This window comes from Variovorax boronicumulans NBRC 103145, assembly GCF_001591345.1.
Taxonomy (GTDB): Bacteria; Pseudomonadota; Gammaproteobacteria; order Burkholderiales; family Burkholderiaceae_C; genus Variovorax; species Variovorax boronicumulans.
Genome location: NZ_BCUS01000025.1, coordinates 17,662 through 31,325, shown reverse-complemented (window position 1 = coordinate 31,325; position 13,664 = coordinate 17,662). Strand labels below are relative to the sequence as shown.

Annotated in this window: 7 protein-coding genes; all 7 read left to right on the top strand. The window is 68.9% G+C overall.

Annotated features, from left to right (window positions below; genetic code table 11):
* Positions 1-45 precede the first annotated feature (45 nt).
* Positions 46-1,656 carry an FAD-dependent oxidoreductase gene (locus VBO01S_RS10040; protein ID WP_062473569.1) on the top strand — a complete coding sequence of 537 codons (1,611 nt, stop codon included), beginning with the start codon at positions 46-48 and terminating at the stop codon, positions 1,654-1,656.
* Positions 1,653-2,771: a saccharopine dehydrogenase family protein gene (locus VBO01S_RS10035; RefSeq protein ID WP_062473566.1), complete on the top strand. Its 1,119-nt coding sequence runs from the start codon at positions 1,653-1,655 to the stop codon at positions 2,769-2,771. Before VBO01S_RS10040 ends, VBO01S_RS10035 begins: the two co-directional genes overlap by 4 nt.
* On the top strand, positions 2,768-3,154 hold the full coding sequence (locus VBO01S_RS10030) for a DoxX-like family protein (protein WP_062473563.1): 387 nt from the start codon (positions 2,768-2,770) through the stop codon (positions 3,152-3,154). The genes VBO01S_RS10035 and VBO01S_RS10030 overlap by 4 nt, the downstream gene beginning before the upstream one ends.
* Positions 3,151-3,627, top strand: coding sequence for a DUF2269 family protein (locus VBO01S_RS10025; RefSeq protein WP_062473560.1), 477 nt, complete (start codon positions 3,151-3,153; stop codon positions 3,625-3,627). The genes VBO01S_RS10030 and VBO01S_RS10025 overlap by 4 nt, the downstream gene beginning before the upstream one ends.
* Before the next feature lie 121 nt (positions 3,628-3,748).
* On the top strand, positions 3,749-9,757 hold the full coding sequence (locus VBO01S_RS10020) for an alpha-2-macroglobulin (RefSeq protein WP_062473557.1): 6,009 nt from the start codon (positions 3,749-3,751) through the stop codon (positions 9,755-9,757).
* 33 nt (positions 9,758-9,790) lie between these two features.
* On the top strand, positions 9,791-12,100 hold the full coding sequence (gene pbpC / locus VBO01S_RS10015) for a penicillin-binding protein 1C (RefSeq protein WP_370680743.1): 2,310 nt from the start codon (positions 9,791-9,793) through the stop codon (positions 12,098-12,100).
* 75 nt (positions 12,101-12,175) lie between these two features.
* On the top strand, positions 12,176-13,528 hold the full coding sequence (locus tag VBO01S_RS10010) for an esterase-like activity of phytase family protein (RefSeq protein ID WP_062473551.1): 1,353 nt from the start codon (positions 12,176-12,178) through the stop codon (positions 13,526-13,528).
* Positions 13,529-13,664: the final 136 nt, after the last annotated feature.

Genomic DNA, 13,664 nt, shown 5'->3' with positions numbered 1-13,664 from the left:
CCGGCAAAGCCGGTTCCGCGGTGTTTCACGAAGGAGCCGTGTGCCATGAGGCGTCGCGGCTTTCTTGGCGTCGCTGCCGGTGCAGGCGCCCTGGCGCTGGCCGGCTGCGAGGCGCCACCGCCGGTCATCGAAGGTGGCTTCACCGGCATCGATGTCGCGCGCGGCCACGCCATGCGCGACGCCACGCTCAAGTCGCAGGCCCCGGCCACCGTCAAACGCACCCGCGTCGTCATCGCGGGTGGTGGCGTCGCTGGCCTGGCGGCGGCGCGCGCGCTGCGCCTCGCGGGCATCGACGACTTCGCGCTGCTCGAACTCGAAGACACCGCCGGCGGCAACGCGCGCGGCGGCTCGGTCGGCGGCATTGCCTGCCCGCTCGGCGCGCACTACCTGCCCACGCCCGGCGACGACGCGCACGAGGTGCAGGACCTGCTCGAAGAACTCGGCCTGCGCCGCCGCGTGGCCGGCCGCTGGACCTACGACGAGCGCCACCTGTGTCACAGCCCGCAGGAGCGCCTGTTCTTCCGCGGCGAGTGGCAGGATGGGTTGCTGCCCGTGCACGACGTGGGCGATGGCACGCACGCCCAATACCGCCGCTTTGCGCAGCGCATCGACGCGTTGCAGCACGCCGCCCATTTCGCCATTCCCACGCTGCGCTTCGCCGTCACGCCCGAACTGCTCGCGCTCGACGCCGTGCCCTTCGCGGGCTGGCTCGACCGCGAAGGCTTCGACGACGCCCACCTGCGCTGGTACCTCGACTACTGCTGCCGCGACGACTACGGCGCCGGCATCGCGCAGGTGTCGGCCTGGGCCGGTATCCACTACTTTGCAAGCCGGCACGGCTTTCATGCGCCCGGCGACGCGAGCGGCAGCGTCAATGACACCAACCCCGATCGCGACGGCGTGCTCACCTGGCCCGAAGGCAACGGCTGGCTCACGAAGCAGCTGGCCGCGCCGCTGGGCGAGCGCCTGCACACCGGCCAGGTCGTCACGCGCATCGCCGAAGGGCGCGGCGGTGTCGAGGTCGATGCGTGGGACGCCGCCTCGAAATCCATGGTGCGCTGGCAGGCCGAGCGCTGCATCGTCGCGCTGCCCGTCTTCATCGCCGCGCGCGTGGTCGAGAACCCGCCCTCGCTGCTGACGAGCGCTGCCGCGCACGTGCGCTACGCGCCCTGGCTGGTCGCCAACGTGCACCTGCGCGGCCCGCTGGCCGATCGCGTCGGCGCCGCGCCGAGCTGGGACAACGTGATCTACGGCACGCGCGGCCTCGGCTACGTCGATGCGCGCCACCAGACGCTCGACCCCACGCCGCGCGGCACCGTGCTCAGCTGGTACCGCCCGCTGGGCCCGAGTGGCTACGACACCGGCGACGGCCGCCAGCTGCTGCTCGAGCGCCCGTGGACCGCATGGCGCGACGAGCTGCTGGCCGAGCTGTCGGTGCCGCACCCCGACCTGCCCGCGCTCGCCACGCGCGTCGAAATCACGCGCTACGGACACGCCATGTCGATCCCGCGGCCCGGTCTGCTCGCGCAGATCGGCGCGCACGGTGACCGCGTGGCCGCGGGCCGGCTGTCGTTCGCGCACGCGGACTGGTCGGGCTATTCGATCTTCGAGGAAGCCTTCACGCGCGGCCACATCGCCGGAGCCAGCGTCGCATGAAGACGCTGGTGCTTGGCGGCTACGGCAACTTCGGCGCGCGCATCAGCCGCGCGCTGGCGCAGGACCCGGGCATCGAGTTGTACGTCGGCGGGCGCGACCTCGAACGGGCCACGGCCTTTGCGCAATCGCTGGGCGGCAACGCGCGCGGTGTACGCGTCGATGCGCAGTCGCCCGACCTCGCGCAGGGCCTGGGCTTCCTGGGCGTCGACCTCGTCATCCACACCGCCGGCCCGTTCCAGGGCCAGGACTACCGCGTGCCGCAGGCCGTGGCAGCCGCCGGCGCGCACTACATCGACCTGGCCGACGGCCGGCGCTTTGTCTGCGACTTTCCCGCCGCGATGGACGCTGCCTTCCGCCGCGCAGGCCGCACCGCCGTGACTGGCGCCAGCACCGTGCCGGCGCTGTCGTCGGCGGTGGTCGATCACCTCGCCGCCAGCTGGCAAGGCATCCGCAGCATCGACATCTGCATCGCGCCGGCACAGGGCGCGCCGCGCGGCGAAGCCACGCTCGCGGGCGTGCTCGCCTACTGCGGTGCGCCGATCCGCGTCTGGCAGGGCGGACGGTGGACCGAGCAGCCCGGCTGGGCCCATCCCGCGAAAGTGCAGTTCGCGCGCATGAAGCCGCGCCGCGGCGCCTTGTGCGACATCCCCGATCTCGAACTCTTTCCCGCGCGCTACGCCGGCGTGCAGTCGGTCATGTTCCGCGCCGCACTCGAAGTCGGCCTGACCCAGCAGGCCTTCGCCTTCCTGGCGTTCCTGCGCCGCACGGGCCTGCTGCGCGCACCGCAGAAGCTGGCGCCGCTGCTGCACGCGACGGGCGGCGTGTTCGATGCGTTCGGCACCGCGCTGGGTGGCATGGTGGTGCGCGTCGAAGGCATCGATGCACACGGCGCCATCGCGCGCCGCGCCTGGCACGTCGCGGCCGACGACAACCACGGTCCCGAGATTCCCTGCATGGCCGCCATCCTGCTGGCGCGCCGGCTCGCGCGCGGCGAGGCGTTGCCGGTGGGCGCGCACGCCTGCGCCGGCCTGCTCACGCTGCCCGAGTTCGACCCCGAGTTCGCGCGCTGGGGCATGGTGACGGATGTGATCGACGAAGGGGCGCCCACGCCATGACGCGCCCTGCTGCTGCCGACGGCGACGACCGCCTGCTGCGCCTGAGCCTCGTCGCCGTCTGGCTCTTCACCGCCGTCGCCAGCACCGTCGAACTCGACGGCCAGAGCCGCCGTGTGCTGGCCGATGCGGGCATCACCTCGCCGCCATGGCTGGTGCAGGCGCTGATCGTCGGCGGCGCGGCGGCCGATCTTGCGGTCGGCCTGGCGCTGTGGCTGCGACCCGGCCGCACCGTTTACCTGGCCGCCTTCGCCTTGATGCTCGCCATGACGCTCGTGGCAACCGCGCTGCAGCCGGGCCTGTGGCTGCACCCGCTGGGCCCGCTGCTCAAGAACCTGCCCATCGCCGCGCTGCTCTGGCATTTGTACCGACGCGCCACGCCATGAACACCTACCTCGTCCTCAAGTGGCTGCACATCGTCTCCAGCGTGCTGATGGTCGGCACGGGGTTGGGGTCGGCCTTCTACATGTTCTTTGCCAACCGCAGCGGCAGCGTGCCGGCGCAGGCGGTGGTGAGCCGGCTGGTGGTGCGGGCCGACTGGTGGTTCACCACGCCCACGGTGATCCTGCAGCCGGTCACCGGCTTCGCGCTGGCGCACCTGGCGGGCTGGCCGCTGTCGACGCCGTGGTTGGCGCTCTCGCTGGGGCTGTTCGCGTTCGCGGGGGCGTGCTGGCTGCCGGTGGTGTGGCTGCAGATCCGCATGGCGGCCCTGGCGGGGCAGGCGCATCGCGAGAGCACCGCGCTGCCGTCGCTGTATCTGCGCTACCAGCGCTACTGGGAGCTGCTTGGCTACCCGGCCTTCGTGGCCATGGCCATCGTGTTCTGGCTGATGGTGAACAAGCCCGCGATTCCGTTTTGATCTGAACCGGGCCGGTGCGCGGGCCCTGTGCGGTTTTCACGCAGACTTCACACACAGCGCCATGGCTTCACAGACCGGGCAGAGACTGTCAGGCGCCAACAAAAACATCGGGGGAGCGTCCATGCTTCAAGTTGCCAATCGAAAACTCGCGTCGCTGAGCGACGTGCTCTTCACGGGGCTGGGCCGTGTGCTCGGGTTCCTGCGTCCGCTGGCACGCGGGCTCATCGGTTCCTGGCGACCCCCGGGGTGGCTGCGCATCGTGGGCGCCTTTCTTCTCTTCGGGCTGCAGTGGCTGCAGCAACGGCTGGCCTGGGTGGTGTTGCTGGCGCTGCTGGTGCTGGCCGGCTGGTTCGCGAGCCCGCATGTGCTGAAGTGGTGGCACGGCCTCACGCCCGATCGCGTCGAGCCCGTCGTTTCCACCGCCCAGATCGTGCCGCCGCCGCGCACGCAGATCGAGAACGACAAGGGGCCCAACCCGGTCGTCATCAACTTCTCCGCCTCGGTCGCGCCGATCGCGCGCATCGGCCAGGAGGCGACCGGCGTCAGCATCGAGCCCGCCATTGCCGGGCGCTGGTCGTGGAGCAGCCAGAAGAAGCTCGAATTCCTTCCCGCGCAGGACTGGCCGGTCGGCCAACCCTACAAGGTGCAGCTGGCGAAGGACGCGCTCGCGCCGCACATCGAGATCGAGCAGCGCAAGTACGAGTTCACCTCGCCCGAATTCAGCGCGCGCATCGCGGGCGCGGAGTTCTACCAGGACCCGGTGCAGGCCAACGTGCGGCGCGCGCTCTTCCAGGTGCGCTTCTCGCACCCCGTCAACACGGCCGAGTTCGAAAAGCGCCTGGTGCTGACCCATGACCAGGCCTGCGGCACTTCGATCTTCAGCGTGGGCAAGTGCGCGAGCGAGAAGTTCACCGTCAGCTACGACAAGCTGCGCCTCACCGCCACCCTCCAGTCCGAGCCGCTGCCCATTCCCGAGAAGACACGCCCCGTGGTGCTCAGCCTTACCTCCGGTGCGGTCGCGCAGAAGGGCGGCCCCGGCCAGCGCAGCGACATCTCGCGCGCGGTCGACATCCCCGGCCTCTTCAGCCTCGACATCTCGAGCATCGACCCCACCATCGTCACCGGCGAGAACGGCGAGCCCGAGCATGTGATGCACGTCACCGCCTCGATGCCGGTCCACGAGCGCGAAATGGCGCGCGTGGTGCAGGCCTGGCTGCTGCCCGCCACGGAAGAAGCCAAGGGCGACCCCGAAGAAAAGTTCGACTGGTCCGCCGACCCCTCGAAGGTCACCGACGCGGTGCTGCGTCGCGCGAAGAAGATCAGTCTGCAGCCCATCGCCAGCGAACGCGAAGTGACCGAGATGGTCAGCTTCCGCCTCCCGCAAGCCGAAGGCGGCCGCTACCTGCTGGTGCGCGTGGCCAAGGGCCTGAAGACGCCGGGCGGCTACCAGCTCGGCGCGGCGCGGCAAGACGTTCGATTGCTCAAGACCTTCGCGCCCGAGCTCACCATCATGAGCCAGGGCTCGCTGCTCGCGCTGTCGGGTGAGCGCAAGCTGCCGATCCTGGTGCGCGACCTGCCGGGCATCCGTCTGGAAATCGGACGCCTGCTGCCGCAGCAGCTGCAGCACCTGGTCACGCAGACCAACGGTGACTTCGCGCATCCGCAGTTCAACAGCGGCCTGCAGTCGGACAACCTCGTCGACCGCTTCCAGAAGGAGATCCCGCTCAGCATCCCCGCCGGCAAGGCGCACTACGAGACCGTCGACTTCGCGCAGTACCTGCGCAGCGACGTGGCCGACCGCCGCGGCGTGTTCCTGCTCAAGGTGCAGGGCTACGACCCCAAGGCCAAGAAGAAGGCCGAGGGCGATGCGACGCAGGCGCAGCCCGAAGAAGAGCAACAGGAAGAACAGCAATCGGAAGGCGAAGGCGACCCCGAAAGCGGCAACCCCGAAGACCAGAAGGACCAGCGCCTGGTGCTCGTCACCGACCTGGGCATCGTCGCCAAGAAGTCGCTCGACGGCACGCGCGACGTGTTCGTGCAGAGCATCGCCAATGGCCAGCCGGTGGCCGGTGCACTGGTCGAGGTGTGGGGCCGCAACGGCATGATCGTCGCGTCGCAATCCACCGACGCCACGGGCGCCGCCAAGCTGCCCAATCTCGCCGGCTACCAGCGCGAGAAGGCGCCCGTGGTGCTGGTGGTGCGCAAGGACGGCGACCTGAGCTTCCTTCCCTTCAACCGCAGCGACCGCACGCTCGACATCTCGCGTTTCGACGTCGGCGGCCTGCGCGCGGCCGGCGTGCCGAACCAGATGACCGCCTACGTGTTCAGCGACCGCGGCATCTATCGCCCGGGCGACACCATGCACATCGCGATGATGGTCAAGGCCGGCAACTGGGCCACGTCGCTGCGCGACCTGCCGCTCGAGGCCGAGATCATCGATGCGCGCGGCCTCAGCGTGCGCCGCGAGAAGCTCAAGCTCGGCCCCGGCGGCGCGGCGGAAATCGCCCACGCCACGCAGGACACCTCGCCCACCGGCAACTACACCGTCAACCTCTACCTGCCGCGCGAATCCTCGCCCGGCAACCCCGAGGTGCAGGGCCTGCTCATCGGCAGCACGACGGTGAAGGTGCAGGAGTTCTTGCCCGACCGCACCAAGGTCGTCACCAAGCTCAGCAGCGAAGTGGCCGAGGGCTGGGTCAAGCCCAAGGACCTGAAGGCGCTCATCGACGTGCAGAACCTCTTCGGCACGCCTGCGCCCGACCGCAAGGTCGAAGGCACGCTCACGCTGAGCCCGGCCTTCCCGGTGTTCCGCGCGTTCGCCGACTACGCCTTCTTCGATCCGCAGCGCGCCACCGAGAAGCAGGTCGACGACCTGGGCAGCGTGCAGACCAGCGCCGAGGGCAAGGCCGAGTTCGACCTGCGCCTCTCGCGCTTCGATGCGGCCACCTACCAGGTGCACGTGCTCGCCAAGGCCTTCGAGCCCGAGGGCGGGCGCAGTGTCTCGGCCGAGGCGCAGACGTTGGTGAGCGACATGCCCTACCTCGTGGGCGTGAAGGTCGACGGCGACACCAGCTATGTGAGCAAGGGCGCCGTGCGCAATGCCACCGTGATCGCGATCGACCCGCAGGCGAAGAAGACGGCCGTGGACGCCCTGAAGATCGAGCGCGTGGAGCGCAAGGTGCTGTCGGTGCTCGTGAAGCAGGACAACGGCCTGTACCGCTACGAATCGCGCAAGAAGGAAATCGTGATCGACGAGAAGCCGCTGGCCATCGTCGCGGCCGGCAACACCATTGCGCTGAACACCGCCACGCCCGGCAACTTCGCCTACGTGGTGCGCAATGCCGGCGGACTGGAGCTGAACCGCGTCGAGTACAGCGTGGCGGGCAACGCGAACGTCTCGCGCTCGCTGGACCGCAACGCCGAACTGCAGCTCACGCTCGACCGCAAGGACTACGAGCCGGGCCAGGAGATCGAGGTGAGCATCCGCGCGCCGTATGTCGGCGCCGGCCTTATCACCATCGAGCGCGACAAGGTCTATGCCCACGCATGGTTCAAGACCGACAAGACCGCCTCGGTGCAGAAGATCACGCTGCCCAAGGACTTCGAGGGCACGGGCTACATCAACGTGCACTTCGTGCGCGACCCGGCCTCGGACGAGGTCTACATGAGCCCGCTGTCGTACGGCGTCATTCCCTTCGCCACCAGCCTGGCCAAGCGCACCGCGAACCTGCAGCTCACCAGCAGCGAACTGATCAAGCCCGGGCAGACGGTGAAGATGAAGCTCACCAGCGACAAGCCCACGCGCGCCGTGCTCTTCGCGGTGGACGAAGGCATCCTTCAGGTGGCGCGCTACAAGACGCCCGATCCGCTCAAGCACTTCTTCCAGAAGCGCGCGCTCGAAGTGGGCACATTGCAGACGCTCGACCTGATCCTGCCGGAGTTCAAGAAACTCATGCAGGGCGCGGCGCCCGGCGGCGACGGCGAAGGCGAACTCGGCAAGCACCTGAATCCGTTCAAGCGCAAGCGCGACAAGCCGGTGGCGTACTGGTCGGGCCTCGTCGATGTGAACGGCAGCCGCGAGTTCAGCTACACCGTGCCCGAGAGCTTCAACGGCAGCCTGCGCGTGATGGCCGTCGCGGTGAACGACGAGACCACCGCCGCCAAGAGCACCCGCACCGTGGTGCGCGGCGACATGGTCATCCTGCCGAACGCGCCGCTCGCGATGGCGCCGGGCGACACCGTCGAAGTGGGCGTGGGCCTTGCGAACAACATCGTGGGTTCGGGCAAGGACGTGCCCATTGCGCTCACGCTCACCGCCTCGGGCGGGCTCGAAGTGGTGGGCGATGCCACGCAGACGCTGAAGGTCAACGAGCGCGGCGAAGCGAGCACCAGGTTCAACGTGCGCGCCAAGCCGGGCGAGCAGGCAGTGCTGGGTTCATCGGCGCTGGTGTTCACCTCGACGCACAAGACCTTCAGCGCGCGCCTCTCGACCGAAGTGAGCGTGCGGCCCGCATCGCCGTTCGTCACGCTGGTGCAGGCGGGCAGCTTCCAGCGCGCGGGCGAGTTGAGCAGCAAGGCCGACCTGTATCCGAACTTCCGCAAGAGCGATGTCGCGGTGTCCGCCGCGCCATGGGCCTTCGCGACCGGCCTCATGCAGTACCTGGAGGTGTACCCGCACGGCTGCACCGAGCAGATCACGAGCCAGACCTTCCCGGCGGTGCTGCTGTCGGGCCGCCCTGAGCTGGTGAAGGAAATGGCGCGCGGCCGCACGCCCGAGCAGGGCCCGATGCCCGAGGCGCGCAAGACCTTCGAGCGCTACCTCGTGCAGCTGCGCGCACGGCAGACGGCCGACGGCGGCTTCTCGCTCTGGCCCGGCGCGGGCACCGATGCCTTCGCCACGCTCTACGCGGTGCACCTGCTCATCGAAGCCAAGGACCACAAGCTGCCCGTGCCGCAAGACCTGCTGCAAAAGGCGAACACGTATCTGCAGGGCTGGCTCGGCAGCGGCGACACCTCGCTCGACGGCTGGCGCCAGCGCACGCAGGCGGCCTACCTGCTCACGCGCCAGGGCATCATCGCGCCGGCCGCACTGGCCAACCTGCGCGAAGCGTGGCGCAACAAGCAGACCCAAGGCTGGAGCGACGACCTGGGCGCCGTGTACCTCGCTGCGAGCTACCAGCTCGTGAAGCAGGAGCAGGTCGCCAACGAGCTGCTCAACCCGGTGTGGTCCGACCTCCTCGCGCGCACCGAGAAAAAGCAGCGCCGCAACGTGTGGGGCGCGTATTACGACCCGCTGGTGCACGACAGCATGACGCTGCACCTGGTGGGCCGCCACTTCCCTTCGCGCCTGAAGACGCTGAAGCCCGAAGTGTGGGAAGGCATGGGCGCGATGGTGCGCGACGGCTGGTACAACAGCCTGTCGTCGGCCTCGATGCTGCTCGCGGTCGATGCGTACTTCGAAGCGGTGGCGCAGAACGCCGAAGGCAAGCTCACGGCGCAGACCGTCAATGCGCAAGGCCAGGCCGCGGCGCTCGCACTGGGCTCGGTGAATCCGATCACGCGCGCCGCGGTGCCCGCCGGCACGGCCAAGCTCAAGCTGTCGAACGACAGCGACTTCAACCTCTATTACAGCTGGGCCGAGCAGGGCTTCGAGCGCAACGTGCCCAGCACGCCGGTGAACCAGGGCCTGGAGATCTTCCATGAAGTGCTCGATGCCAAGGGCAACCCGATCACCAAGGCCAAGCTCGGCGAAGAGGTCACTGTGCGGGTGCGCGTGCGCAGCCTGGAGCGTGCACAACTCAACGACGTCGCGTTGGTCGACCTGCTGCCCGGCGGCCTGGAGCCGGTGCTGCAGGCCGTGGGCGACGACCAGGAAGCCAATGCCGATGCGCCGATCTGGAAGAAGCGCCTCGGTGGCGGCGGCTCGTGGAAGGTGCAGTACGCCGACATCCGCGAAGACCGCGTGGTGTTCTACGGCGCCGTCGACAAGAACCTGCTCGAGGTGACCTACAAGGCGCGGGCGACCAACGTCGGCGACTTCGTGGTGCCGGCCGCGTACGGCGAGGCGATGTACGACCGGCGCGTGTATTCGCGCTCTGCGGGTGCGCGCTTTCAGGTCGTCGCGAACTGACGCCAGGCAGCGGAGGCCGTCATGCGCTTGAGCGTGAAGTTGGGAAGGCTCCGCAGGCCAGCGCTGTGGGCGCTGGCGGTCGCCTTCCTGCTCGCCTTGCTGCGCCTGTGGCCGCACGCCCCGCTCAGCGAAACCGTCGGCAGCTCGCGTGCCGTGTATGCGCAAGGCGGAGAGCTGCTGCGCCTCACCCTCGCAAGCGACGAGCAATACCGCCTCTGGGTGCCGCTCGACCGCATCTCGCCCACGCTGGTCGATGCCGTGCTGCTGTACGAAGACCGCCGCTTCTACGCGCACCCCGGCGTCAACCCCGCCGCGCTCGTGCGCAGCGCGTGGCGCATTGCGAGCGGCGAGCGCCGGCAGGGCGGCTCGACGCTCACGATGCAACTCGCGCGGCGCGTCTACGGCATCGACAGCCGCACGGCCATGGGCAAGATCGCGCAGATCGGCGCGGCGCTCTGGCTCGAGGTGCGCTTCGGCAAGCGCGAGATCCTCGAGGCGTACCTCAACACCGCGCCCTACGGCGGCAACATCGAAGGCGTGCAGGCCGCGAGCCTCATCTACTTCCGCAAGGACGCCGCCAAGCTCAGCCTGCCCGAGGCGCTGACGCTCGCGGTGATTCCGCAGAACCCGGTCAAGCGCATCGCCGAGCGCGGTCGCAATGCCGAGTTGCAGTCGGCGCGCGAACGTTTGTGGGCGCTGTGGGCCGAGCGCGATCCCACCGCGAAGCAGCACGCGCCCGATGCGCAACTCGCGCTCTCGGCACAGTCGCGCGGCAGCCTCCCCTTTCTCGCACCGCACGCCACCGACATGCTGCTCGCGCAGGAGCGCGGTGTGCAGGAAGTGCGCACCACCATCGACCTGCGCATGCAGGGCACGCTCGAACGCGTGATGGGCCAGTACCTGCGCACGCATGCCGACGTCGGCATGACCAACGCGAGCGCGCTGCTGCTCGACGCTTCGACCATGCAGGTGCGCGCGCTGATCGGTTCGGCCGACTGGCACAACGACGCGATCGCGGGGCAGGTCAACGGCACGCAGGCCAAGCGTTCGCCGGGCTCTACGCTCAAGCCCTTCATCTACGCACTCGCGCTCGACCAGGGCTTGCTGCATCCGAAGACGATGCTGAAGGACGCACCCACCTCCTTCGGCCCCTACACACCCGAGAACTTCGACCACCGCTTCGCCGGCCCGCTGCCTGCGCAGGAAGCGTTGATCCGCAGCCGCAACATCCCCGCGGTGGCCGTCGCTGCGAAGCTGTCGAAGCCGGGGCTCTACGACTTCATGCGGCTCGCGGGCGTGCAGAAGCTGCAGAGCGAATCGCACTACGGCCTCGCGCTGGTGCTGGGCGGCGGCGAGGTCACGCCCGAGGAGCTCGCGGGCCTCTACGCCACGCTGGCGAACGGCGGCATCTCGCAGCCGCTGCGCTACACGCAGCCCGCGCCCGACGAGCGGCCGGCGCAGCCGTTGCGCCTCTTGAGCGAAGAGGCCTCGTTCATCACGCTCGACATGCTGCGCCACACGCCGCGCCCCGACACCACGCTGCCCGCGCGCCCCGCCATCGCATGGAAGACGGGCACGTCATGGGGCTTTCGCGATGCGTGGACCGCGGGCGTGTTCGGCCGCCATGTGCTCGTGGTGTGGGTCGGCAACTTCGATGGCACGAGCAACCCTGCGCTCGTGGGCGTCGATGCGGCCGCGCCGCTGTTCCTGCGCATGGTCGATGCGCTGCGCGCGGAGCGGCTCGATCCCGGCGAGATCGCGACGCGCCAGCCGGCGGACCTGCGCCAGGTCGAGGTGTGCACCGCGACGGGCGGACTGCCCGATGCGCTGTGCCCGGTGCGCACCACCACATGGTTCATCGCCGGCAAGTCGCCGATCCAGGTGAGCAACCTGCACCGTGCCGTGTGGGTCGATGAAACGACCGGCAAGGTGGTGTGCGGGCCGCAACCCAATGCGCGCCAGCAGGTGGTCGAGCAATGGGGCAGCGACATGCGCCGGCTGTTCCGCCAGGCGGGCCTGCCGCGTGCGAGCCTGCCGACCGACGGCTGCGAGAAGGGCGAGGCTTCGGAGACGGCGCCGCTCATCACCTCGCCCTTGCGCGGCGTGCGGCACACGCTGCGCGTGAAGAAGCCCGAGCCGCTCGTGCTGCGCGCCGAAGCGGCGGCGGGCACGCAGACGATCTACTGGTTTGCCGATGACGCACTGGTCGGCAAGGCCGCGCCCGGCGAAGGCATCACGTGGATGCCCGACATGGCCGATTCAGGCCGGCGCTATGTGCTGCGCGCGGTCGATGACCAGGGCCGCGCCGAGTCGCGCGAGGTGACGGTGGACATCGCACCTTGAGCTGAACGGATGTCACGGCGCCGTCACGCAGGCTGGGCATGGTCTCGCGTTTCGACTGAAACCTTTCTTCTGCCCATGACGCGTCTCGCCTCCCTCTCCTTCATCGCCCTGGCCACCGCACTCGCCTGCGGCGGCGCGGCCGCACAGACCGCCTTCCCCGCCACGCTCTCCGGCCACGCCGTGCTGCCTGCGCAGAGTTTCGTCGCCGCACCGAAAGACGCGCCGGCCGACCTGCAGGTGAGCGGCAAGTTCACTTCGGGCAAGCGCGTCGAGGCACTGGGCACGATCGAAGGGCTTTCGGGCGGCCGCGGTACCGGCGTGTCGGTGCCCTTCAAGGGCCAGCCGCTGCAGGGGCACTCGGGCATCAAGAAGATGGACGACGGCTCGTTCTGGATCCTCACCGACAACGGCGCCGGCGCGAAGGCCAACTCGCCCGACTTCATGCTCTACCTGAACCACTACAAGGTGGACTTCAAGAGCGGCAAGTTCAATCGCATCAACACCATCTTCCTGCACGACCCCGACAAGAAGGTGCCGTTCCGCATCGTTCACGAAGGCACGAAGCAGCGCTACCTGACGGGTTCGGACTTCGATCCCGAGAGCTTCCAGTTCGCCGGCGGCGCGCTGTGGATCGGCGAGGAGTTCGGCCCCTTCCTGATCAAGGCCGACCTGAAGGGCAAGGTGCTCGCGGTGTTCGACACGCAGGTCGACGGCAAGGCCGTGCGCTCGCCCGATCACCCCGCGGTCACCACACCGGGCGCACCAGGCGGCGCTGTCGATTTCCAGGTCAAGCGCTCGAAGGGCTTCGAAGGCATGGCCTCGTCGAAGGACGGCAGCAAGCTCTATGCGCTGCTCGAAGGCCCGGTGTGGAACGCCGAGGCCAAGGACTACGAGAAGGTTGAAGGCAAGGAAGCCCTGCGCGTGCTGGAGTTCGACGTGGCCTCCGAAAAATGGACGGGCCGTCACTGGAAGTACGTGCTCGAAGCCAACGGCCACGCCATCGGCGACTTCAACATGATCGACGGCACCACCGGCCTCATCATCGAGCGCGACAACGGCGAAGGCACGAGCGACAAGGCCTGCCCCGAAGGCCAGAAGCGCACCGACTGCTTCCACGACATCGCGAAGTTCAAGCGCGTCTACAAGGTCGAGCTCAGCGACGCGAACGTGGGCGGCGCGGTGCGCAAGATCGGCTACATCGACCTGCTGAACATCGCCGACCCGGACAAGCTCGCGCGCAAGCCGCTGAACGACGGCGTGCTCAAGTTCCCGTTCTTCACCATCGAGAACGTCGACGTGGTCGATGCCACGCACATCGTGGTCGGCAACGACAACAACCTGCCGTTCTCCAGCAGCCGCGAGCCGAACAAGGCCGACGACAACGAGCTGGTGCTGCTCGAAGCCGGCGCGTTGCTGCAGGCGAAGTAAGGCGCCGCGCGCCTTTCAAGGCCCCGCTCGCGGGATGGGCGGGGGGCGAGAAAAACCCAGAAGATGAGTATGATTCTCATTCTCCAGGTTTCTCCTCTCCCTCTGTCCCATGAATTTCCGAACGACCTTGCACGTC